This is a genomic window from Neorhizobium sp. 05N33, assembly GCF_056397445.1.
The window spans coordinates 587,171-611,187 of the sequence record NZ_JBFTNK010000001.1; the positions used below are offsets into that span (position 1 = coordinate 587,171).

Here is a 24,017-nt window from a genome sequence, read left to right on the forward strand (position 1 = left end):
TCAATTGCCGAGTCCTGCGCTATCGAGCAGGTCCCACAAGCCTTTTGTCTTTATCGGCTAGCCAATGAATCCTGTAGTCAAATCGGGCACATGACGCGAGATTCCGGCGTCGGCTTCACTCAAGACCGAGTCGTCTGCGCAGTTCTGCATTCTCGGTGCGCAACTTTTCCGCCAACAGCTTGCGAAGCCGTTGGTTCTCCTCTTCGAGCTGGGTGAACTCGGCAAGATCGTCGGTAACGGGAACAGAAACAGGCGCTTTCCGAACGGCGCCCTCGGACTTTGCGGCCTTCTTCCATTGGTAATATGTTTGGTCCGAAATACCGACGGTCTTGACTGCGTCCTTGAGCGTTACCCCGTTTGCCAGCTGGGCGTCGATCTGTCCCAGCTTTTCAAGCTTGCCTTCGTCCGTATGCCTTTTAGACCTCGTTGATGAAGCCGCCTTCGATGTGGCGCGAACAGGTTCGACCGAAGCTTTTTTTCGTCGAGAGGCCGCCTTCTTGGCAACGGACGGCGCCGGCGCGGATTCAGCCGTCGCAGACACGGTAGAAAGCTCGATGTTTTCTTCGTCGGCCATGAATGTTCCCTCTCTTTATCGCCGTCTTTGTCAGCCGAGTTGATCAATTAGTCAACAGAGCTCCCTCAAGGAACAATGGCCCGCTGAAAGGACGAAAGTCCGTCTATCATTCGATCGCCCAAATGCTTTTGGCATTCCCGCAATGGAGCGTTTATATGTTTGCCAAAGCGAAGTCGTGGACCACCGAAGATCAGAAGGTTGGCGGCCTGAAAAATCCGCAAGACGAAATAAGATACATCAGGAAGACGCAATGAGTGGATGCTGTTCAGGATCAAGGCGGGAGACGGAGCAGGCAATATCTGTCGCACCGGCAAACACGGTCTCTGCCGGCATCCGAGGGGAAGCGATTGCCATCAAGGGGGGCGAGACATTCGTTGGAACCCATGACCCGGTAATCTCCGCCGATGGCGAGGGGCCGGAGCGCAGGATTTCGTTGCAGGATTTTCACCTCGAGGTCGAGACGGTCACCATCCGTCGGTTTGCCCAGTTCGTCGAGGCGACCGGCCATGTAACGGAATCGGAGCGGTTCGGCTCGTCGGCCGTGTTCGCATCGCTGCTCGGTGACAGCAGTCTTGCGACGGGTGGTGTCGTGGGAACCCCGTGGTGGACGCGCGTCGACGGGGCCACCTGGCGGCAACCGGAAGGCCGCGGCAGTTCGATCGACGATCGGCTTGACCATCCGGTCACCCACGTCTCCTGGAACGATGCGCTCGCATTCGCGCGATGGGTCGGCGGCCGTCTGCCGACAGAAGCGGAATGGGAGCATGCGGCGCGTGGCGGCAACCGCCGCCGGCGGTATCCCTGGGGCGAGGAAGAGCCGACCGACGAAGCGATCTTCTGCAATATCTGGCAGGGCCGCTTTCCCGACACCAACACGCTGCAGGACGGATATTTCGGCACCGCGCCGGCGCGCAGCTTCGCCCCGAATGAGGCCGGTTTCTACAATCTCGCCGGCAATGTCTGGGAATGGACCGCCGACCCTTTCAAGGTGCGCTCACTCTCGAAACAGGCGAAGACGCGAAACGAGCATGCCAAGCGCTTTTCCGACAAGGTGCTGAAGGGCGGCTCGTTCCTCTGCCACAAAAGCTACTGCTATCGGTACCGCATCGCGGCGCGGATGGGCCTCTCCCCGGATAGCGCCTCGAGCAATACAGGCTTTCGGGTTGCCTATGATGTCGTAGCTGGAAAGGACAATGGTCCTTGATCGCAGATGGCGCCTCGTCGATCGCTGAGCCCCACATCTCCTTCATCCGGCATGCATTCCGAGCCGATCAATATCGCGCGTCAAACGCCCCCGCAAAAGGGTCGATCGGGCTCCTCCGGTTCCAGGGCCTCCGCCCCATCAGCGCCTCCACCACAGCGGTCTGCATCGCCTCATGGGTGGAATAGGCATTGATATAGGTCGGCACCCGGGGTGCATCGTAGAGATAATAGGGAAAGCCGAAGGAGATCATCACCGTCGGCAGGCTCGTCCACGGCCGTTTCATGGCGGCCCTGAAGTCCCCATGAAGTGCCCGCCAATCCAGAAAAATACGCCCGCGCGTCAGAAGCGTCTCTTCGCCGAACAGATAGAGGACGAGGTCGTGCCCGTCTGCATCGAGCGGGGTGCCATAGGGATTGAGGGTCACCTCGAAGCCCTCGGCGGCCAGCATTTCCGGCAGCTTGAAATCCAGCCTCGCATTCTGCATCGGCTCGACGATCCCGCCGGAAACGACGAGGATGCGGCGGTGCTTTTCGGGATCGAGCGGCAGCGTACCGTTCCTGTCCTTCACCAATGTGGGCGCGCGAGCAAAAGCCTCGTTGGCCATTTCCTGGGCAGACGGTTCTCTCACATGGGCCGGCATCTCGACGCTGCGATGCAGGCCGAGCGACGCCTTGAGGGCGAGGACGCGTGTGACGGCATCGTAGAAACGCTCCGCTGGAATGCGCCCGGAATGGGCGGCGTCACGCACCGCAGCGATTTCCACCTCCGGTTTGGAGGAGAAAAGAACCATGTCGCAGCCGCTCGCGATGATCTCGATCTTTGCATCATGCGCCGGCATCACGCCCGAAAGGCCTGCCATCTCACTGGCGTCGGAGACGATCAGGCCGTTGAAGCCGAACTCGCCCCGCAGGAGCGCGGTATTGAGCGGCGCAGAGACCGAAGCCGGCAGATAGGCTTCTTCGCCCGCATCGGGATCGCGTTCCAGGACATAGGCCGGCAGCGCGATATGCGCCGACATGACCGACTTGACCCCCTGATCGATGGCCGCCCTGTAGAGCACACCGAAAGTGGCTCGCCATTCTTCCATCGACAGCGGATTGATCGTTGTGACCAGGTGCTGGTCGCGTTCGTCATACCCCTCGCCCGGCCAATGTTTCACGGTCGCAGCAAGGCCAAGGCGCTGGAAGACGCGCATCTGCGCCAGCGCATGACGTTCGATCAGCGCCGGATCCGAGCCGTATCCCCGGGTTGCGACGATCGGGCTGCGAAAGGCTGCGTTGATATCCAGCACCGGTGTGAAGGACCAGTTGATCCCGACGGAACGGGCTTCGCGCGCCATCAGGTCGGAGATCGCCTCGGTCAGTTCGACATCGTCGACGGCGGCCAGGGCCAGCGGGTTGGGAACGGCCGTACCGAAGGAGAGGCTCATGCGTGAGCCTTCGAGATCGGCGGAAACGAGCAGAGGAACCCTGGCCCCGGCCTGGACCGTTGCCATATGCTCGCGTTCCCTCGTACCATCCGCGCCGAAATAACGGGTGATGCCGCCAGGCTGCAGCTCGCCGAGGCGGACGATCTCCGCCTCGCGGTCGTCACCGCGCGAATTGAGATTAAAAAGCTGGGCTGCGCGGGCGGTGTCGTCCAGGGCCTGGAACGTCCGGGTTACCCAGTCGAGGGCTTCACGATCGAGGTTGAAGGGCGATTTCGTCAGATGATCCAGTGTCGATGGCATCGATCTCTCCGTTCAAACCTGTTCGGTGAGCGCGCGCTCAAGCGCCTCGAGCTTTTCCAGGTCCAGTTCCTGCCAAACCGTTGCTGCCTGCACCAGCGTCTTTGCGGCGAGTGGCGCGGGCAGCGGCTTGGACGCAAGACGAGGAACCTCCGCAATCAAGATGCGGCGCGTCGTTTCGTCGGCCATAAGCTTCGCGATGGGGATGTTCGCCACCCGAGCCCCTTGTGGAAAATCGCTTGCCCGCGCCACGCTGCGCTGGCCGGAAACGACCTGCTCCCATTGTTTTTCGATGAGCAGGTGTTCGCCGCGCACCGGTCCCGTCTCGGGAAGGCCGAGCCGTTCGAACTGATCGGAGGGTGCATCGGAGGCACGCATCAGATCGACGAGCAGCTCGGCCATCCGCAATTCAATTCTATCATCTCTGAGCGGATTTTTCTGCTCGGGATCCGTCTCAAGATCGTAGAGCAGGGTCCCGAAAACCCAGGGCCCCCGGATCGTCCATCCCGGCATGCGCAGGACGGGGGCTCCCTTGGTGAAAGAGAAAGGCGGCGCGAGCTCCGCCTTCGACAGTTCGTCCGGGGAGAAGCGGGCACGCATGTGGGTCGGCATCAGCGTATATTCATGGAGCGGCGCGTTGTCTTCGGTGGCGCAGCATCGCATGTAGACGTAACGGCCGTCGGTGACACACACGTGCCCCCCGAAATTCCCGAACAGTCCCGCCGTGCGGACCGGAGCATCGTTCCTGACCGTCTCGAGAAGCGGCTTTCCCTGCATATCGTGCGTCGGTCGGAGGCCGAACAGGTCGAGGAGCGTCGGCGCTATGTCTATGGTCTGAACGAGCGCGGAACGTCTTTCGCCGGCAACCCTGGCCCGCGGATCCCAGACGAAGAAGGGCGTGTGGATCGTCTCGTCGTACCACGGCATGACGGATTTGCCCCACCAGCCCCTTTCGCCGAGCATATAGCCATGGTCCGTGCAGACGATCAGCATCGTATCGTCCCACATGTTCTTCTCGTCCATCATGTCAAGCAGCCGGCCGAGATTTCGATCGCACATCGAAAGCAGCGCCAGATATCGATGCCGCGCCTGGAGAACCCGTTCTTCCGCCTCGGTCACGCGGTCATAGGGCGGCCAATCGAAATCCTCGCCGGTATCGGGGTAGAGGGCGTGATATTCGGCATAGCTGAAAAACGGCTCATGCGGATCGAAGGTCTCGATCTGCAGCATCCAGTCGTCCTGGCCGGCATTGGTTTCGATGAATTGCAGGCCGGCATCGAATGTCCGCGTTTGCGGGTGGTCTCGCTCGTCTGCGAGATAGGTCCTGTTAATGGGGTCCTGCCGCTTCATCTGGTAGAGGAAGTCGACGAGACGTGTGCGATCCACACCTTCGACAATGCCTTTCCAGAGGTCGCCTTCCTGGCCGCGAAAGAACTCGTGCGAAGAAAAGCGCGTGTGGTAGGTTGCACCCCCGTCCTCCCAATAATGCTGATGGTCGGTGACCAGGTGCGTGTAGACACCGGCGTTTCTCAGCAATTCCGGCACGCTGTCGTCGAACGGCTCGATCGGTGACCAGGACCGGTGGAGAAAGTTATACCTGCCGGTATGCATTTCGCGCCGGGCCGGCATGCAGGGCATGGAACCGGCATAACAGCGGTCGAACGTGGCCGTCTTTTCCGCAAGCCGCCCGAAATTCGGGGCATGGGCCGTCCTGTCGCCATAGGGCGGCAGAAGGCGGCGGTTGAGGCTGTCGAACATCAGGACGATGGCGCGCATGGTTTAAGCCGTCATTGCGAGGGCGCGGAACGCCGCGCGCCGTTCCGCCTGCCTTGCGGGATCGGCGACGGGCGCGGCGAGAAGCAGGCGCTTGGTGTAGTCGTGAGCGGGGCGCGCCGTCACCTGATCGCATTCTCCGAATTCGACGATCTCGCCGAAACGCATGACCGCAACACGATGCGAGATGTGACGCACCGCCGCCAGATCGTGGGAAACGAAAAGATAGGCGACGCCCGTCCGCTCCTGGATCTCGATGAACAGGTCCATGACCCGGGACTGAGTGGAAAGATCAAGCGCGGAGACCGGTTCATCGCAAACGATGAGGCGCGGAGACAGCGCCAGCGCCCGGGCAATGGCAATCCGCTGGCGCTGGCCGCCGGAAAACTCGCGGGCAAACCGGTCCGCCGCGTCGCTTGGCAGGGCGACCTGATCGAGCAGCTTGCGAACCTGTCGAGAGGCATCGGCGCGCGAGGCGAGCCGGCGCGCAACAATCGGTTCCGTCAGGATGTCCTCGATCGTCATCGACGGGTTGAGCGAACTGTAGGGATCCTGGAAGACCGCCTGGATGGCGGCCTGGCCTTTGCGGGCGCGGGGCGGAACTCCGGCGATATTCTCGCCGTCGAACACTATCTCGCCGGAGCTGACCGGGCCAATGCCGAGAATGGCGCGTCCGAGCGTCGTCTTGCCCGATCCGCTCTCGCCCACCAGCCCTACGGTTTCACCGGGGCGGATGGTCAGATTGACGTGCTTCAGGACATGGTGGGCGCCGAAATGGACGTTGACGTTGCGGCAATCGACAAGGATCTGATCGTTCATGCCCGCATTCCTTCCGACGTCGGTGGTCGATATGTGCGCGTCCTGCCATCTTCGAGGACGGATCCGAGAAGCATGCGGGTGTAGTCGTGCGCCGGCGCGGCGAAGAGGTCAGCAACGGTGTTGATTTCCACGATCCTGCCGTCCTTCATGACGGCTACCCGGTCACAACTATCCGCCACGACACCGAAATTGTGGGTCACCAGCATGACCGCCATGTTGAACTCCTTTTGCAGGTCGCGCAGAAGGTCGAGCACTTCCGCCTGCACGGTTACGTCGAGCGCGGTCGTCGGTTCGTCGGCGATCAGAAGGTCGGGACTGCAGGCGACAGCGCCGGCGATGAGGACGCGCTGGGCCATGCCGCCCGAGATTTCGTGCGGATAGGCCCGAAACACCCGTTCCGGGTCCGGCAGCTTCACGCGGGCAAGCAGTTTCAGCGCCCGCTGCGTCGCTTCCGCCCGCGAAATCCCGAGCACTGTCATCATCGGCTCGACGAGCTGGAATCCGATCCGGAAGGCTGGATCGAGATTGGCCATCGGCTCCTGGGGGACATAGGCGATGCGCTTGCCGCGAAGGGTACGCAGCTCATCTTCGGAAGACTTCCCCAGTTCGATACCGTCGAACTGGATGGAACCGGAAAGCACACGGCCCCCGGGCGACAAAAGTCCGAGGATGGAAAACGCCGTCTGGCTCTTGCCTGATCCGCTTTCGCCGACAAGTCCCAGAACTTCGCCGCGCCTGAGGCTGAGGCTCACGCCCTTGACGACTTCGCGCCAGCCGTCGTTCGCGGGATAGGCTACAACCAAATCCCTGACATCGAGGAGCACGTCGGGTGCGGCGCGTGGCAGCGGTTCGCTCACCGTCCGGGGAAGGACCTTCGGCGCTCTGACTTGAACACCGCCCTGCTGCATGCGGTCGCGGATGGCGTTCGCAAGCAGCACCAGCGAAGCGACCGTTGCCGTGATTGCAAGCCCCGGCCAGAGGATCGCCTGCGGGGAGACATAGATGTTGGAGAATGCATCCTGCAGCATTCCGCCCCAGGTCGGCGTGCTGGGGTCACCCAGCCCGAGGAATTCGAGACCGGACTGGACGACGATGGCAATCCCGGCGACGATTGAGGTCTGGATCACCACCGGTGCCCGTACCGAAAGCAGGATGTGCTTCGTGATGATCCTGAGATCGCTGAGGCCCGAGACGCGCGCGGCGTCGATATAGAGCTCGTGTTTGACCCCGTTGACGAGATTGCGCGTAAGCCGGAAGAAACCCGGTGACAGCATCACTCCGAAAACCGCCATCGACAGGTAGATCGAGGCCCCAAGCGCCTGATAGAAGGCGAGCAATACGATCAGCGCCGGCAGTGCCATGATTCCGTCGGAAATCCAGCGGGCGACGAGATCGAGTTTCCTGCCGTAAAAGCCGGCGAAGAGCCCCGCTGTCACCCCGATGGATGCGGCGATGACCACCGTGATCAGCGCGCCGAGGAATGTGTTGCGGCCACCATGGAGGAGACGGCTCCATATGTCGCGTCCCGAACCGTCTCCGCCGAGGAGATAACCGTCGCCGGCGACGGCATTGACCTTGAATATCTGGACGGCGGACGGATCGTTGGGGGCAAGCAGAGGCGCGAAGATCGCCGATGCGATGACGATCAGCAGCGCCAGCGCAGCGACAAGGCCTGTCGGATTGGTGAGCACCGAACGGACGAAATGACGGCGCTGCGAAGCGGCGGGGATTGGCGGCTGGGCGGTGTTGATATCGCTCATGACATCCTGACCTTCGGATTTGCCCATGCGTTGAGGAAGTCGACCAGAATGTTCACCAGAACGACCACGATGATGAGGGTCACGACCACTCCCATGAGCACGGGAACATCGCCGATCAGCGCAGCCGAAACCGTCAACGAGCCCATACCGGGAATAGCGAATACGCGCTCGATGACGGCGGCACCACCGAGAAGGGCGATGAACTGAACCGATAGGACGGTCAGCGCCGCCGGCATCGCATTGCGCAGCGCATGGCGGTAGAGCACCGAACGGGGGCTGACGCCGCGGGAGCGGAGTGTGCGCACGTAATCCTGCTTGAGCGCATCGATGACCGCGCCCCGGATCTGCTGGGAGGCCGAGGCTATCCCCGAAAGCACCAGCGCCGTTACGGGAAGCACCAGGGAAGCCGCCCACGCGGACGGCGAGGCACTGAACGAAACATAACCCGTCGCCGGCAGCCAGCCGAACTTGACCGAGAAGGTGAGGACCAGCAGCAGGCCGAGCCAGAAATTCGGCATGGCGAAACCTGCGACGCTGACGATCTGGATCGCCCGATCGGCCCAGCCGCCGCGAACAGCCGCGGCGATGCCGAGCATCGCCGAAAGGAGCGCCATCAGCGCCACGGCGATGGTCACCATTGACAGGGTGACGGGCAGCCGGCTCGCAAGTGCCGACGCCACGCTCTCGCTCATCGTCCATGACGGGCCGAGGTCGCCGCGAACGGCATGGCTCACCCAATCCCCGAATTGGACCATCAGCGGTCGGTCGAGCCCCAGCCGACTGTTCAGCGCTTTCAGCTGGTCGACCGTCGCGTTCTCACCGAGGATGTTGCGGGCGACGTTGCCCGTGGCGCCGAAAACCATCATGAAGGTTACGGTCGAGACCAGGCAAAGCAGCGCGATGCCGGAAGCCACCCGTCTCAGAAGATAACGTACCATCGGCGTCCGAGCTCACTTTGCGGGCGCATAATTGCGCGGCCAAGGCACGATGTTCTGCGCCTGCATCTGGACCTTCACCTCAGCGTTGGAAATGTAGATGCTGTCGATGCGGAACCACGGCGCAAAGAAGGCATTCTCGACCATATATCGATTGGCAGCCTGCATCGCGGCATTCTGCTCCTTGCCTGGAGGCGTATACTGGGCTGTCTTCAGGAGAGCCTCCAGTTTTTCGTCCTTTGCCTTGGAGGTGTTCCAGGGGGAGTTTGCGAAGGCGAATTTGTTGAAGTCGGCCCAAGGCGACTGGCTCCCCAGACGAAAAAGGAACATCGGGTATTTGCCCGACAGCAACTCGGCGATCGTGACGTTCGGCGGAACTTTCACCCAGCTGACGGTGACGCCGATATCCTTGAGCTGCTGGGTGATGATCGGCGTATAGGCAGCAAGCGTGCCGATATCCGGCATCGTGACGCTGAAGCCGTTGGGATAACCCGCTTCGGCAAGCAGGGCACGGGCCGCCTTCGGGTCATAGTGATAGGTCCCGTCGAGCGATGGATCAAAAGCTTCGCTTGGCGGAACGAAAGGTTGATCCGTGACTTCGCCATAACCCCTGGCGACGAACTTCAGGATCGCTTTTTCATCGAATGCCATATTGAGCGCGCGCCGGACGCGGACGTCGGACAGCGCCTTTACCATTTTGCCGTCGCGGTCGGAGAGAAACAGACCCAGCCAGTCCACCGGCAATCTGGAGACCGTCAGTTTGCTCGCCTCGGCCTCGGGGACGACCTGTCCTTCACCCGCGGCGGCATCCACCTGACCGGATTTCAGCGCATTCATCCGCGCGCTGAGATCGTTGATCGGCGTGATCGTCATGGTTTCGAACGGAAAGGCGCCGGCATTCCAATAATCCGGATTGCGCTTGTAGACGTATTGCCGCCCGGTCACCGAGCGCGCCGTGTCGTAGATGTAAGGCCCGGAGCCGATCGGGAGCATCTTGGAATCAGCCTTGCCGAGCGTCGCGGGGCTCGCCATCGCGCCGCCCACGGTCGCCAGGTTGAAGAGCATGCCCGGATCTGGTTCCTTGAGGTGCAGCTTCAGCTCTGCCGGGCCTACGATCTCGACATTCTGGACGGCGCCAGCCATCCAGGTGTTCTGCCCGACGCCATCGCGCAGATATTCGAGGTTTGCCTTCACCGCCTCGGCGTTGAAGGGTGTTCCGTCGGTGAATTTGACGCCTTCGCGCAGCTTGAGCGTCAGTTCCGTACCATCGCCGTTAAAGTGCCATTCCGTGGCCAGGTTTGGCATCGTCTTGCCGTCCGGTGCGGTATAGAGCAGCGTGTCGAAGACCGGCATCCAGTACTGGGCGCGATGGCCGATGGAAAGGCCGGCACGGTCGAAGGTGTCGTTATCCAGAATGCCGGCGAGCGCAAGCGTCTCGGGGTTGTTCCCGACTTCTGCTTTGGCGACTGGCGGCACGGATAAAAAAGCCGCCGTCAAGGCGGACAAAATCAATCGGTTTCGCATGCTCTCCTCCCCGAGAGCCTGACTTGCCCGCTCCCCGGCCAGACAGGCTGCATGTAGCGAATAAGATCCTGCCAAATACGCATTCTTGGCATTCCGAATGCCATAGCAGTTGAGGCAATGCAGGAAAAATGCAATTAACGGCGTGACCGATAAACGAAGCTTATCACTGCCATGCTGGATCAGATCACCCACCTCTTCCGTCTCCAGGCGATCGTGGAGGAAGGCAGTCTCCGTCGTGCCGCCGAACGGCTGAACCTCACGCAGCCCGCTTTGTCTCGATCTCTCGCCCAGTTGGAGGCCCATTTCGGACGGCCGCTTCTGGAGCGGCACGCACGCGGTGTCCGTCCGACGCTGTTCGGCGAGAGGGTCTTGTCGGAATCGCTGCGGATGATGCGTCACTGGGAAGTGGCCGAGCAGGAACTCATGTCCGACAGGGCAATAGGCAAGGCCTATCTGCGGATCGGCGCCGGACCGATGTGGCGCCCCGCAATCCTGCCGGAGTTGCTCGTCGACATGCAGCGACGGTTCCCCAAGATCGTGTTCGAGCTCAGGAACAGCCGTTATGCGACCTCGATCACCGATCTCCTGGAGGGGCGCCTCGATATGCTGTTCACGGGAATGACGGTCGATGATCCGCAAGACTTCCGCCTCGTTGCGCTTCCGCTGACGAAGGTGATCAACAATGTCATGGCGCGCGAGGATCATCCGATCTTCGCCGCCCGTGATGCGGCAGGAGCGGTTCCGCCGGAGCGCCTGCTCGATTATCCCTGGCTCGTTCATTCCGAGCTTCCGATCTATCAGGCCACTACGCAGCACGGCCTTTTCGAGCGGCTGGGGCGGGAGCCCGAGATCCGGTTGAGCTGCGAGAGCCTGCATTCGACATTGTCCATCCTTCAGCGGAGCGATTGCCTCTGCCTGCTGCCCGACGCGGCCGTTCTTGCGACCTCCTGCCCACGCATCGTCCCGGTGCCGGTCAACCTCAATTACAGGCATACGCGGACGGGGGTGATCTATCGCGAAGAACTCGGTGACTGGGCTCCGGTGCGCCAGCTGATCGCACTCTGCAAGGAGCGGTTTCATCTCGAGAAGTCACCGGAGACCGGGCGAAGCGGTCAGCAGTGATCAGTTTTTCGCATCGCTTGCTTCTGAAATTGCATTATTTGCGCATGACCTGACGCTGTATCCTTGACCAAGGCGGACGGGCTCGATGGTTGCGATCATACGTATTCCTGCCGCGTGCGAGGGAGGAATACTTGCGACCGAATATCCTTTTCATCATGTCGGATGACCATGCCGCGCGGGCAATCTCGGCCTATGGCGCAGGTCTCAACCACACCCCCAATATCGATCGGCTGGCGAAGGAGGGTGTGAGACATGACGCGACCTATGTCACGAACTCGATCTGCACGCCGTCGAGGGCCGCGATCCTGACCGGCACGCATAACCACGTCAATGGCGTCACGACGCTCGTGACGCACATGAACAATCGCATCCCCAACGTGGCCAAACTTTTGAAAGCGGCAGGATACCGTACCGGCATCTTCGGCAAATGGCATCTCGGCGAAGGGCCTCTCCACGAGCCGAAGGGGTTCGATGACTGGGCCGTCGTTCCAGGGCAGGGTGATTATTGGGACCCGGCCTTCATCGATCGTGATGGCCGGCGCCGAATTCCGGGCTATGTCACCGATATCATTACCGACAAATCGATCGATTTCATCGAACAAGGCGACGACCGGCCCTTCTTTCTGATGTGCCACCACAAGGCGCCCCATCGTAATTTCGTGCCCGACCACAAACACAATCATCTCTGGGCGGAAGAGGATCTTCCGCTGCCGTCGACGTTCAACGACGATTATTCCGGCCGTGCGGCAGCGGCCGCCGCCGCCCGCATGCGCGTTCGTTCCGATCTCAACTGGGAGGATCTCGGGCTCGTGCAGCCGGAGGGGCCTGCCACCGTCACGGGAGAACTGATGCTGGATCAGATCCCGATTCGCCGCGTGCCGGAACTTAAAAGTGGCGAAAGCATCACTGTGGTATGCGCTTCGACCGGCCGGAATTACACCTTCACCGATCCACAGGCTTTCGCAGAATTCAAATATCAACGCTACATGAAGCGCTACCTCCGGACGGTTCAATCGATCGACGACAATGTCGGCCGCCTGCTCGACTACCTCGACGAAAAAGGCCTGACTGAGAACACGCTGGTGATCTACACCTCCGACCAGGGCTTCTTCCTTGGTGAGCACGGCTGGTTCGACAAGCGTTTCATGTATGAGGAAAGTCTGCAGATGCCGTTTTTGGCGCGTTATCCGGCGGCGATTCCGGGTGGCACGACCAGTCGTGATCTCGCCTGCAACGTCGATTTTGCGCCCACCTTCCTGGACTATGCAAGGGTGCGGACGCCTTCCTTCATGCAAGGGCGGTCGATGCGACCTGTGCTGGAGGGGCGGACCCCGGGCGACTGGCAGCAATTGGTGTACCATCGCTATTGGATGCACAACGATGCCATCCACGGCGCCTGGGCGCATTACGGGGTGCGCGACGCCCGCTACAAGCTCATCTACTGGTACAACGATGATCTGGGACAGCCAGGCGCCAGACCGAATGGCGCCCCCCCGGAATGGGAATTATTCGATTGCGTGGAAGATCCGCACGAATTGAGAAACGTCGCGGACGATCCGGCCTATGCGGGAATTTTCCGCGAGATGCTCGACAAGCTCGACACTTATATGGCCGAGATCGGCGACATCGCCGAGCATCCCAGGGACCTGATTTAGGCAACCAGTTTAAGGATTGTCCCTTTTGAAGATCCAGTCGTGGTCCGGGTGGTTCTTGAACCGCCATTTGCGGATCGGGCCGGCCATGACGTTCAGATAATACATCTCGTAACCATAGGGCGCGCCGCAGGGATGATGGCCCTTCGGCACCAGCACGAGATCGTGGTCCGAAACGGCCATGGTCTCGTCAAGCGAGCCGTCCTCGGTGAAGACCCGCTGGAAGCCGAATCCCTGCGCCGGGTTCAGCCGGTGGTAATAGGTCTCTTCCAGATAGGTCATGTCGGGGAAATTATCCTCGTCATGCCGGTGCGGAGGATAGGAGGACCAATTGCCGGCTGGCGTGAACACCTCGGTGACCAGAAGGCTGTCGGCAACGTCCCTTTCCTCCATGGCGATCGGAAAGATGTAACGGGTATTGGCATCCCTGCCGCGGGTATTGAGGGAAAGCCCTTCCGGCCCGATCACTGCCGCTTCGCGTCCGGGCTTGGCCGGCGCGGTGCAGACAGCGAGCGTGCATTCGGTGGTCGCTTTGGCACTCCAGTCGGAACCAGCGGGCACATAGACGCAGTGCGGTGGCTTGCGCTCGAAGACATTCATCCGGTCGCCGAGCTCGCCGAAAGCCTTGCCGCCTCCGGAGATATCCGCCTTGCCCTCGACCAGCACGAGGATGACTTCCGTCTCGCCGGTCTTTTCGGCAGCGCTTTCGCCCGGCTTCAGGCGGTAGAGGCCAAAGCCGACATAACCCCAGCCGGCATCCTTCGGCGTGACGTCATGCACCTTGCCGGATGCGTCTTTCGGCTTGCGCAGCAGGTTCGTCATGCGTTGCCCCTCCCCTTGTCGAGGCCGGCTGCCTGCGCCATCGCCTTCAGCGAGGAAAGACCCATGCTCTGGTATTCGAAGGGATTGCGCACGTCCGGGTCCTGCTCGGCCTCGATCACCAGCCAGCCTTCATAACCATGGTCGGCGGCGACCTTCAGCACCGGGGGGAAACTCACGCCGCCTTCCTTGTCGCCCGGGACGGTGAAGACGCCACGGCGCACGCCTTCGAGAAAAGAAAGGCCTTCGTTCCGCACCTGCGCGGCGACGTCTGGGCGGACGTTCTTGGCATGGATATGGCCGACGCGGGCCATGTGATTGCTTGCGGCGCGCTCCGGGTTACCGCCGCCGAACAGGCAATGGCCGGTATCGAGCAGGAGTTTTGCATGCGGGCCGGTATTTGCCATCAGCCTGTCGATCTCGGCTTCGCTCTCGATGATCGTGCCCATGTGGTGGTGATAGACGAGGCTGATGCCCTGCTCGGCCGCAAACTCCGCCAGCGCCTCGACGCCGGCGCCGAAGGATTTCCACTCGCTGTCGGGGAGTTTCGGACGGTCGTTGACGGCCTTGCCGTCATCGCCATGGATGGCATTCGACGTCTCGCAGACGATGATGACTTTCGAACCCATCGCCTTGAGGAGATCGAGCGCCGGCTGCATCGCTCGTTTCTCGTCCTCGACGGAGTTGACGAGCAGGTTCAGCGAATGCCAGCCGGAAACATAGCGCAGCCCGCGCGGCTCCAGCACGGCCTTGAGCGCCGCCGGCTCCTGCGGAAACTTGTGGCCCTTCTCGATGCCGTCAAAACCGATCTTGGCGGTCTCGTCCAGGCACTGGTCGAGGCTGATATGGGCGCCAAGCGAACGGTCGTCGTCGTTCGACCAGGCGATGGGATTGGTACCGTAGAGGATCATGTCAGCGTCTTTCCTTAAGTGCGGCTTCGTAGGCGGCGCGAGCTTGCGTGACTTCAGCGCGGGTCGAGACCTCCGGCACCGCGACGTCCCACCAGTATCCCCCGCCTTCAGGCGTCGGATAAGGATCGGTGTCGATGACAATAACGGTTGCGACCTTCGCTTCCCGCGCACCGTTCAATGCCGCTTCCAGATCGGCGATCGAGGAGACCTTGCGGGCATCGGCGCCCATTGCGGCAGCATGGGCGGCGAAATCGATCTGCATCGGATTCGCCTGGTTGGTGTGCGCGTAGAGATTGTTGAACTGCTCACCGCCGGTCGCCATCTGCAGCCGGTTGATGCAGCCGTAACCGCGGTTGTCGGTGATCACGACGGTGATCTTGACGCCCATCGCAACGGCCGTCGCAAGCTCGGAGTTCATCATCATGTAGGAGCCGTCGCCGATCATGACGATCACGTCGCGATCCGGCTCCGCCATCTTGATGCCGAGCCCGCCGGCGATCTCGTAGCCCATGCAGGAGAAGCCGTATTCCATATGGTAGGAGAGCGGCTTGCCTGCCTTCCAGAGCTGATGAAGCTCGCCCGGCATGGTGCCGGCGGCGCACATGACGACCGTATTGTCGCGCGAGGCGCGCTGGACTGCGCCGATCACCTGCATGTCGGTCGGCAGCAGATTGCCATCCTCGGGGGCAGCGGTGATGGCATCCGCCTTGGCGAACCAGTCCTCCTTGAGGCCGGCATCCACTCCTCGGAAACGATGATCGCCGAGCGCCGCACTCACCAGCTCCAGCCCGACCTTCGCGTCCGAGACGAGCGGGATCGCTTCGTGCTTGGCGCTGTCATAGGGCTGGACATTGAGCGACAGGATACGGCGCGTCGGATTCTTGAAGAGCGCCCAGGAGCCGGTGGTGAAATCCTGGAACCGGGTGCCGACGCCAATCACCAGATCGGCATTTTCGCAAACGGCATTGGCGCTCGAAGCACCCGTCACGCCGACCGGGCCGAAATTCGAAACATGGTCCCAGGGCAGCGCCGACTTACCCGCCTGCGTCTCAACGACCGGGATATTGTGCCGGCTCGCAAATGCCGCGAGCGTCCCGGTCGCGCCGGAAAAATGCACGCCGCCGCCGGCGACGATGACTGGATTTTTTGCGCCCCGGATCGCCTCGATGGCACGCTCAAGCTCGTTCTCATCCGGCCGCGGCCGGCGCCAATGCCAGGTCTTCGACTCGAAGAAACTTTCCGGATAATCATAGGCCTCGGCCTGGGTGTCCTGGCAGAAAGCCAATGTCACTGGGCCGCAATCGGCAGTATCCGTCAGGGTTCGCATGGCGCGCGGCAGCGCGGTCAGAAGGTGTTCCGGCCGACTGATGCGGTCGAAATAACGGCTGACCGGCCGGAAGCAGTCGTTGACGCTTGCAAGGCCGTCGCCGAAATTCTCGATCTGCTGCAGGACGGGATCGGGCCCGCGATTGGCGAAGACATCGCCTGGGATGAAGAGCACCGGCAGGCGGTTCACATGCGCAAGTGCTGCCGCCGTGACCATGTTGAGCGCGCCCGGTCCGATCGAAGAGGTCACCGCCATCGCTCGGCTGCGGCGAAGCTGTTTAGAATAGGCGATCGCCGCATGGGCCATCGACTGCTCGTTCTGGCCGCGATAGGTGGGCAGGTCCGGCCGGATGCCCGCCAACGCCTCGCCCATGCCGGCGACATTGCCGTGCCCGAAGATCGCCCAGACACCGGCGATGAAGGGCACCCCCTCCTCCGTCATCTGGTTTGCGAGATAGCGCACCATCGCCTGCGCGGCGGTCAGTCTCACTGTTGTCATTGGCCGTTTCCTCCTCCGCTGCCGGCTCTTGCGCGTGCCGTGTCCCAGGCCGTGCAGAGTTCGCGGTATTTTCGCACCATGTCGGCCACCGCCTCGTCATCACCGATCGCGCCGGCAAACCACCGCCGCGCCGCATCGCCGAAAATCGTCCGGCCAACGGCAAAACCCTTCACAAGGTCGAAGCCTGCCGCGGTGGCAAAACTTTCCTCCAGCTCCGCCATCGGCGCATCGAGCCCGAGCACGACGATACCGCGCACATAGGGATCGTGCTTCTCGATCGCGGCGCAAGCATTCGCCCAGGCGGCCTCGCTCGTCATCGGTTCGAGCTTCCACCAGTCGGGGTAAACGCCGATCTCGTAGAAACGCTCGATGATATCGGCAACGGTTCGATCGTTGACCGGTCCGACCTTGGAGGGGATCACCTCCAGCAGCATTTCCAGCCGGTTGCGGCGGGTGGCGGCAAACAGGCGCTGGATCACCTCTTCCTGTTTCTCCCGCATCTCTGCCGGGTCATCGGGATGGTAGAAGCAAAGAACCTTGGCAACATTCTCGACCGGCCATTCTGTGATGCCACCGAGATCGGGACCAAGCTCTGGCTCCAGGGTCAGCGGGCGCGAGCCTGGCCATTCCACCGGCCGGCCGATCCACAATCCCGTGCCCGTCGCCTTGTAAAGCGTCTCGCGTCCGAGCCGCCCGTCGCAAAGAATGCCGTAGCCCTGCCTGCCATCCGAGACGTCGAGCGCGGCCTTCAGGCACAGTGCCTTGAACTCGTCGATCCGCTCCGAACTTTGTCCCGCCTCATCGGCGATCGCTTCGAGTTGCATGCGGTGATCGAAGGCGAAGACCCGCAATTGCGGCCACTCGCCGGTCCGGTTGGTCGACCAGTGCACCTGCTCCAGCGCGCCGTCCTTGCGCAGCGCCTTGTCCCGGATGCCGGTGCGGAAGAAATATTGCAGCTCTTCCCAGCTCGGATAGGCCGGCGTGCAGCCGTGGCGCGAGACGGCGAAGGCGCCGCAGGCGTTGGCGTATTTCAGCGCGGTCGGCCAGTCCTCGCCGGTGAGCCAGCCCTTCAGCAGGCCTGCCATGAAGCCGTCGCCGGCGCCGAGCACGTTGAAGACCTCGATGGGAAAACCCTGCCCCGTCTGGCCCTCGTCGAGACTGTCGGGAATCTCGCCTTCAAAGACGACGGCGCCCATCGGGCCGCGCTTGCAGACCAGAGTCGCCTTGGAAACGGCGCGAACCGCTCTCAGCGCCTCGAGCGTGTCGGTCGAACCGCCGGCGATATGAAATTCCTCTTCCGTCCCGACCAGCAGGTCGAACAGATGCAGACTGGACTGCAGCTTGGCAGTCACCTTGCCGGACTCGATAAAGCGGCTTTCGCCCGCCTCGTGGCCCGCAAGGCCCCACAGGTTCGGACGATAGTCGATATCGAGGGCCGTGCGGGCGCCATTCTCGCGGGCGAGCCGCAGCGCCTTCAAGACGGCAGCCTCGGTGTTCGGATGGGAAAGATGGGTGCCCGTGACGCAGACGCAGCCCGCTTCTGCAATAAAGCCGGGATCGATATCGTCCTCGCAAAGCGCCATATCGGCGCAGTTCTCGCGATAAAAGATCAGCGGAAACTGATGCTGGTCGCGGATGCCGAGCAAAACGAGTGCCGTCAGCCGCTCCGGATCGGTCTTGACGCCGCGCACGTCGACCTTCTCGCGGACGAGCTGCTCGCGGATGAACCGGCCCATATGCTCGGCGCCGACGCGGGTGATCAGCGCCGATTTCAGCCCGAGCCTTGCCGCACCCGCGGCGATGTTCGTCGGCGAGCCGCCGATATATTTGTTGAAGGAGGCCATATCCTCCAGACGCCCGCCAACCTGCACGCCGTAGAGATCAACGGACGAGCGGCCGATCGTGATGAGATCCAGTGACGCCAAGATTTCCTCCCTCTCAAGATAGCGCCACCCTCCGCGGCATTTTATCGAGACTTAAAATGGATCATAAATTCCATTTTAAGAGAGCACAACATAAAAATTCAAGCCCTCTGCGATTTTGCCGTACCGACGATGACGGCGAGCGCAGTTGCCAGACAGAGCGTTGCGGCGGGCGATCGGAAAGCCCCAAAATCAATCTCGGAAACCAGAAGCGTCGTTGGGCGAAATTTCGCAAGCGGGCCAATCGCAGAGTCAGTTACGGCTACAATTGGAATCTTGCGTGCAGCCACGTCTTCGACAAGTTCAAGTGTCGGCGCCGAATAAGGCGCAAAGGTGAACGCCAACAGCGCATCGCCTTCTCGAATCGCATGCCGATTGTCCAGTTTACCTAGCGAAGTATGCAGAACCGCAGGAACTTCCATTTTCTCAAAGAGATAGGCAACGTATGTCGCCACCGAGAACGAACGTCCGAGACCAATGATATGGATCATTCCCGCAGCCACAAGCAGATTGGCGCCTTCGTTGAGAGCGACCGGGTCCACCGTGCTCAGCAGACTTTCAATCGATGCCCTGCCGGCCTCGACAAATTCGCCCAGCAGAGCGGACGGGCTTCCTTCTGGTTTTTCCCTCAGATGCAGTAGCCGGGTGGAATAGTCCGGCCACCCACCCACATAGGTTTCGCGAAACAGCCGCTGCATTTCGGAAAAGCCGGAGAACCCTAAAATTTGGCAAAAGCGCATGAAAGCTGAAGGCTGCACCCCTGCACCTTCGGCCATTTCGGCAACGGTTGAGACGGCGATCCTATCCTTGTTTGCCGCGACGTAGTCGGCACATTGGCGTAAGCGTTTCGGCAGGTTTTCCGAAACCTCGAGAAGCCGCTCCTCGAAAGCCTTTACATTGGCCGGTGGTGAGAAATTCGCCACGCTTTCCTCCTTGATCCCGCTTGACATAAACACAATGACGATCTAGCAAAATAGAATATATGTTCCAAATCTGCTTTGGACAAGCGATAATGATCTTCGCAGCGACCAAGGAAAAGGCCGAAATGACTCGGGCCGGACGCTTGCGATGGGATCCGTCGAGCTACAATGGGAGGACATCATGGTCACGAAACTGGCGCTTGTCGGCGCAGGCCGTATCGGCAAAGTGCATGCGCGTGCCATCACGCAAGACAAGCGTGCGAACCTAGTCGCGGTCGTCGACGCCATGGCGGATGCGGCAAAGGCGATCGCCGATAGCGCCGGCTGCGCCGTTAGCACGATCGAAGCCGTCGAGACGGACAAGGATATCGACGCGGTCATTATCTGCACGCCGACCAATACTCATGCCGACCTGATCGAGCGCTTCGCCAAGGCTGGCAAGGCGATTTTCTGCGAAAAGCCGATCGATCTCGACGTGGACCGCGCCAAAGCCTGCCTGGAAACGGTGCGCAAGACCGGCGCCAAGGTGATGCTCGGCTTCAACCGCCGCTTCGATCCACATTTCCTTGCAGTTCGTAAGGCGATCGACGACGGCAGGATCGGCAAGGTGGAAATGGTGACTATCACCAGCCGCGATCCAGGCCCGCCGCCGGCCGAATATATCAAGGTTTCAGGTGGCATTTTCCGCGACATGACGATCCACGACTTCGACATGGCGCGTTTCCTGCTCGGTGAGGAAATCCACAGCGTCATGGCGTCCGGCGCCGTCCTGGTCGACCCAAAAATCGGCGAGCTCGGCGATTATGACAGCGCAAGCCTCATCCTGACCACGAAAAGCGGCAGGCAGGCCATCATCTCCAACTCCCGCCGGGCGAGCTACGGTTATGACCAGCGCATTGAGGTGCACGGATCGCTCGGGTCCGTGGCCGCCGAAAACCAGCGGCCGGTCTCGATTGAGGTCGCCAACAAGGACGGCTATATCCGCCCGCCGCTGCATGATTTCTTCATGACCCGTTATACCGAGGCTTATGCGGCGGAGATCTCCGCCTTCATCGACAGCCTCGAAAGCGGCTCGGGGCCCTCGCCTTCGGCTGAGGACGGCTTGATTGCACTGGCGCTTGCCGACGCGGCATTGCGCGCAGTCAAGGAAAGCAAGACCATCGTAATCGGCGGATAGTCCGCTCAATGTCGGCCTCGGCAAAACGCTCGAGGCCGATGAAATCATTTTCCGGCCTCCGTCCGCTCACGAGTGACGGTAATTCTAACCTTGCGTGTAAATGCACACGTGTGCACCAAGTGGACAACCCAATTGCCAGCCAAATCCTCCTATTCAAATGATCTGTCGGGTCGCGCCTTGTTGTGCAAGGACGTGATCAAGGCTGCCGGCGCGCTCGTGTTGAAGGGCTTTCAGGATAATACCGGGCGCGCCACTTCCATGAAGGGTCCGCAGGACTTTCTTACCGAAACAGATGCGGCCTCCGAAGCACTGATCCGGAGCACGATTTCCGAGCATTTTCCGGTGGATGGCTTTCTCGGAGAAGAAGGAGGCGGGAAGGTTACCGATCGGCTTTGGGTCGTCGACCCGATCGACGGTACTGCCAATTTTGCCAGAGGCATTCCGCATTTTTGCATTTCGATTGCCTATGTGGAGAACTACGACTGGAAAATCGGTGCGATCTACAATCCGGCCCAAGACGAGCTCTATTTCGCTTGCCGTGGCGCCGGCGCGACGCTGAATGAGAAGCAAATCAGCGTTTCGGCCACCAGAAGCTTCGATTCGGCTTCGGTCGAATTGGGTTGGTCCGGCCGCGTGCCGAACGAAATCTACATCCGGACCATTGGCGAACTTCTCGCACTTGGCACGAACGTCCGGCGAACCGGATCCGGCGCTATGGCACTCGCCTATGTGGCCGATGGACGTTCCGATGCCTATGTCGAGTTGCACATGAACTCCTGGGACTGTGCTGCCGGGCTTTTGCTGGTTGAAGAAGCCGGCGGTGCCGTTTGCCCGTTCATGGAAATTGGCACTCTCGCCGAGGGCGGTCCGGTACTCGCCTCGACCAGGGCTATTGCCGTTGGCGTAAGCCAGGCAAGCCGAATTCCGCTCGCCGCGCCGCATCTCCTCACCACTGACCTGCATCGCGCCAGAGGATAACAATAAAGCGTCGGGAGGCTTGAAGCTGCCGGCGGAAAGGAAACGATATGGATGCCCCAATCTATACTCGCCCGGATATCAGCCTAATCGGCCGTGGTCTCGGGCCACACGGCGCCGATCTTTACATCGGCGGCAGGGAAGGCGCCAGCAATCGCGAATTGCTGAACCGCCATGGCATCACGGTCGTCGTCAACTGCGCCGTCAATCTCGACATCAATCTTGTCACGGCACCGGACGAGCCCGCATCCGACGAGATTTACGGGAGCGGCTACGCAGGTATCCGCTACTACAAGCTCGGACTGATTGATGGCCAGGGCAGCCCGGACACGATGATGCTGGGCGCCTATTATATTCTCGACGGCGCCCTGCGCCAGAGCATGCCGAAGCGGCACACCTATCCGTTTCCCGACGGCGGCAATATTCTCGTCAATTGCCGCAGCGGTCGCAGTCGCTCTGTTTCGCTTGTGGCACTGTTCCTTCACAAACAGCAGCCGCACCTTTATCCGACATTGGACGCGGCGGTTGCCCATATTCGTGAGCATCGCCAACTGCGTCCCGACGAGTGGTTCGAAACGCCAAAGCCTATGCTTTACGAGGCTGCTCGTCTTGCATCGAAATGGATTGACCTGATCACGACGGCTCCATCGGACAATGCGATCTCCAATGCCTAAATTGCCTTCCATCGCCATCATCGCCGATGCGCACTTTCATGATGTCAAAGCCGGGTTTGATTTTCCCGGCATCACGATCGAAGGCGATCGGATGGCTCTTCGCACCTGGGTCGACACACGCCAGTCCACGCGCGTATTCAATGAAAGTACGCAGGCCCTCTTCGCCGCATTGGATGAGGTGAAACGGCGCGAGATAAGACATGTCGTATTGCTCGGAGACTATTCGGACGATGGCCAGCGTGAAACGCTCGCAAGCCTTCGAAAGATCTTGACCAGGCATGTTCGCGAAAACGGGACGAACTTCTACGCCCTACCCGGCAATCATGATATTTTCGGCCCCGCCGGCCGCCATCACACCAAGGAATTTGTCGGGCAAAATGCCGACGCCGTGCAGGTGACCAGTGATAGCCAAAATATGGCACCTGGCACCATTTTCAGCGCTGGCATGTTTTGCGAAGGTTATCCCGCTGGGCTGGACGCGATGGCTGAGTTCGGCTACTTTCGCCAACTGCATTATCTGCATTGGGAAACGCCCTTCGGCGCGTCCGATGCGATCGAGGCTCGGCGATATGATGCCGTTTCGCCTGATGGCCGCAACCATTATCACCTCATGGATGCCTCCTATCTCGTCGAGCCGGAGGACGGACTCTGGCTTTTGATGATAGACGCAAACGTTTTCGAGCCGCGTGACGGATCCTACGTTGCAGGGGAAGAAGCGGCCTTCGTCGATAGTACCGCAGCGGGGTGGAACGCGCTTCTGCGCTGCAAGCCTTTCATCATCGATTGGATCGCTGACGTCTCTTCGCGAGCAAAAGCCCTGGGCAAGACGCTCCTTGCGTTTTCACATTATCCTGCGCTCGATCCGTTCGATGGTGCGACCGCCGCGGAACGGGTGCTTTTCGGAGAAACAAACGTGGCTCGCAGAACACCGCGCGCCGCCGTAGCCGACGGACTTCTGGACGCTGGACTGGTCGTGCATTTCAGCGGACACCTGCATGTCGAGGGCATTACCCGCCGGAGCCGCGGCGAGCGTGAGATCGTCAACATTGCCGTTCCCTCGATAGTCGCCTATCCGGCCGCTTTCAAGGTTGCGCGGCTCAGCCCCGACAGCATCGAAGTCGAAACCGTGGAACTCTCTGGCCTGACGCTTGATCAAAACATCTTCGCCGCATATCGGCAGGAAAGCAATCGATCGGGCACATCACAGGATGCGGCTTTCGACACGAAGAACTACGGCGCCTACTTACGGGCACATAAGGAGGCCCTCATCCATCACCGTTACTTTCCCAAGGAATGGCCGGAGGATGTCGTCGACGCGGTATCGGACCTGAATCTGCTAGAGGTTTGCCGGATCATTGATGGCAAAGCGCCTGCGGATGACGGTCTGGCAGCAATCGGCATAATCGACGCGATCGTCGATTGGTATTGCCTGAGGCAGGCGGCCGTGCTGGCCTTGGGCGACGTCACGGCGCAAAGGCGTGATGTTTACCGTAAGCTGGCGCAATCCTATGGTCGTGACCCCGCTCAAGGCAGCGACGGAACGGTCGAAACATTTCTGGCTATTTTCCTCGGTGCATTTGCCGATTTTCTGGATCGTGCCGAGCGCGGTGCCAAGTCTTTCGAGATTTCTCTGAAGCAGGAATTCGAGACGACGTGTTAACCTGAATCCGCTCTGCAGCATGACCGAATGGTGCCAATCGCCAGG

19 protein-coding genes are annotated in these 24,017 nt (G+C 60.9%); 7 read left to right on the plus strand and 12 right to left on the minus strand.

Annotated elements, in window-relative coordinates:
- Nucleotides 1-115: 115 nt before the first annotated feature.
- Nucleotides 116-574 (minus strand): transposase, encoded by a 459-nt coding sequence (locus tag AC1DLT_RS02775; RefSeq protein ID WP_477485814.1) that lies wholly within the window; start codon nucleotides 572-574, stop codon nucleotides 116-118.
- 250 nt (nucleotides 575-824) lie between these two features.
- Here AC1DLT_RS02775 and AC1DLT_RS02780 point away from each other — a divergent pair, with 250 nt between their 5' ends.
- Complete coding sequence (locus AC1DLT_RS02780) at nucleotides 825-1,778, plus strand: formylglycine-generating enzyme family protein (RefSeq protein ID WP_477485815.1); 954 nt, start codon at nucleotides 825-827, stop codon at nucleotides 1,776-1,778.
- Nucleotides 1,779-1,845: 67 nt separating this feature from the next.
- On the opposite strand, the gene AC1DLT_RS02785 is transcribed toward AC1DLT_RS02780, so the two are convergent.
- The 6 genes from AC1DLT_RS02785 to AC1DLT_RS02810 are packed head-to-tail and all read right to left on the minus strand — an operon-like array spanning nucleotide 1,846 to nucleotide 10,315.
- Nucleotides 1,846-3,507, minus strand: coding sequence for a glycoside hydrolase family 3 protein (locus AC1DLT_RS02785; protein WP_477485816.1), 1,662 nt, complete (start codon nucleotides 3,505-3,507; stop codon nucleotides 1,846-1,848).
- Nucleotides 3,508-3,519: 12 nt separating this feature from the next.
- On the minus strand, nucleotides 3,520-5,280 hold the full coding sequence (locus AC1DLT_RS02790; RefSeq protein WP_477485817.1) for a sulfatase family protein: 1,761 nt from the start codon (nucleotides 5,278-5,280) through the stop codon (nucleotides 3,520-3,522).
- Nucleotides 5,281-5,283: 3 nt separating this feature from the next.
- Nucleotides 5,284-6,096, minus strand: coding sequence for an ATP-binding cassette domain-containing protein (locus AC1DLT_RS02795; RefSeq protein ID WP_477485818.1), 813 nt, complete (start codon nucleotides 6,094-6,096; stop codon nucleotides 5,284-5,286).
- The gene (locus AC1DLT_RS02800; RefSeq protein WP_477485819.1) at nucleotides 6,093-7,856 is read right to left on the minus strand and encodes a dipeptide/oligopeptide/nickel ABC transporter permease/ATP-binding protein; all 1,764 of its coding nucleotides are present in this window, start codon (nucleotides 7,854-7,856) and stop codon (nucleotides 6,093-6,095) included. Before AC1DLT_RS02800 ends, AC1DLT_RS02795 begins: the two co-directional genes overlap by 4 nt.
- Entirely contained in the window at nucleotides 7,853-8,794 is a 942-nt protein-coding gene (locus AC1DLT_RS02805) for an ABC transporter permease (protein ID WP_247035888.1), read from the minus strand. Before AC1DLT_RS02805 ends, AC1DLT_RS02800 begins: the two co-directional genes overlap by 4 nt.
- Before the next feature lie 12 nt (nucleotides 8,795-8,806).
- Nucleotides 8,807-10,315 (minus strand): ABC transporter substrate-binding protein, encoded by a 1,509-nt coding sequence (locus AC1DLT_RS02810; RefSeq protein WP_477485820.1) that lies wholly within the window; start codon nucleotides 10,313-10,315, stop codon nucleotides 8,807-8,809.
- Nucleotides 10,316-10,486: 171 nt separating this feature from the next.
- Between AC1DLT_RS02810 and AC1DLT_RS02815 the strand changes: the two genes are divergently transcribed.
- The gene (locus AC1DLT_RS02815) at nucleotides 10,487-11,437 is read left to right on the plus strand and encodes a LysR family transcriptional regulator (protein ID WP_477485821.1); all 951 of its coding nucleotides are present in this window, start codon (nucleotides 10,487-10,489) and stop codon (nucleotides 11,435-11,437) included.
- Between the two features lie 131 nt (nucleotides 11,438-11,568).
- Nucleotides 11,569-13,092 (plus strand): sulfatase family protein, encoded by a 1,524-nt coding sequence (locus tag AC1DLT_RS02820; protein WP_477485822.1) that lies wholly within the window; start codon nucleotides 11,569-11,571, stop codon nucleotides 13,090-13,092.
- A gap of 9 nt (nucleotides 13,093-13,101) precedes the next feature.
- Here AC1DLT_RS02820 and iolB read toward each other — a convergent pair whose 3' ends face one another.
- From iolB to AC1DLT_RS02845, 5 genes are all read right to left on the minus strand, one after another.
- On the minus strand, nucleotides 13,102-13,911 hold the full coding sequence (gene iolB, locus AC1DLT_RS02825) for a 5-deoxy-glucuronate isomerase (protein ID WP_477485823.1): 810 nt from the start codon (nucleotides 13,909-13,911) through the stop codon (nucleotides 13,102-13,104).
- A complete protein-coding gene (gene iolE, locus AC1DLT_RS02830) occupies nucleotides 13,908-14,819 on the minus strand; it encodes a myo-inosose-2 dehydratase (protein WP_477481551.1) in 912 nt (303 codons plus the stop codon). Before iolE ends, iolB begins: the two co-directional genes overlap by 4 nt.
- Nucleotide 14,820: 1 nt before the next feature.
- A complete protein-coding gene (iolD, locus tag AC1DLT_RS02835) occupies nucleotides 14,821-16,644 on the minus strand; it encodes a 3D-(3,5/4)-trihydroxycyclohexane-1,2-dione acylhydrolase (decyclizing) (protein ID WP_040125489.1) in 1,824 nt (607 codons plus the stop codon).
- Complete coding sequence (locus AC1DLT_RS02840) at nucleotides 16,641-18,569, minus strand: bifunctional 5-dehydro-2-deoxygluconokinase/5-dehydro-2-deoxyphosphogluconate aldolase (RefSeq protein WP_040125490.1); 1,929 nt, start codon at nucleotides 18,567-18,569, stop codon at nucleotides 16,641-16,643. The genes iolD and AC1DLT_RS02840 overlap by 4 nt, the downstream gene beginning before the upstream one ends.
- A 98-nt stretch (nucleotides 18,570-18,667) precedes the next feature.
- On the minus strand, nucleotides 18,668-19,516 hold the full coding sequence (locus AC1DLT_RS02845; protein ID WP_051900623.1) for a MurR/RpiR family transcriptional regulator: 849 nt from the start codon (nucleotides 19,514-19,516) through the stop codon (nucleotides 18,668-18,670).
- Nucleotides 19,517-19,667: 151 nt separating this feature from the next.
- Between AC1DLT_RS02845 and iolG the strand changes: the two genes are divergently transcribed.
- The 4 genes from iolG to AC1DLT_RS02865 all read left to right on the plus strand — a co-directional run bounded on the left by iolG (nucleotide 19,668) and on the right by AC1DLT_RS02865 (nucleotide 23,972).
- Entirely contained in the window at nucleotides 19,668-20,663 is a 996-nt protein-coding gene (gene iolG, locus AC1DLT_RS02850) for an inositol 2-dehydrogenase (protein ID WP_040125491.1), read from the plus strand.
- A gap of 132 nt (nucleotides 20,664-20,795) precedes the next feature.
- Complete coding sequence (locus tag AC1DLT_RS02855; RefSeq protein ID WP_040125492.1) at nucleotides 20,796-21,641, plus strand: inositol monophosphatase family protein; 846 nt, start codon at nucleotides 20,796-20,798, stop codon at nucleotides 21,639-21,641.
- 47 nt (nucleotides 21,642-21,688) lie between these two features.
- The gene (locus tag AC1DLT_RS02860) at nucleotides 21,689-22,312 is read left to right on the plus strand and encodes a dual specificity protein phosphatase family protein (protein ID WP_051900625.1); all 624 of its coding nucleotides are present in this window, start codon (nucleotides 21,689-21,691) and stop codon (nucleotides 22,310-22,312) included.
- The gene (locus AC1DLT_RS02865) at nucleotides 22,305-23,972 is read left to right on the plus strand and encodes a metallophosphoesterase family protein (RefSeq protein ID WP_040125493.1); all 1,668 of its coding nucleotides are present in this window, start codon (nucleotides 22,305-22,307) and stop codon (nucleotides 23,970-23,972) included. The genes AC1DLT_RS02860 and AC1DLT_RS02865 overlap by 8 nt, the downstream gene beginning before the upstream one ends.
- Nucleotides 23,973-24,017 lie beyond the last annotated feature (45 nt).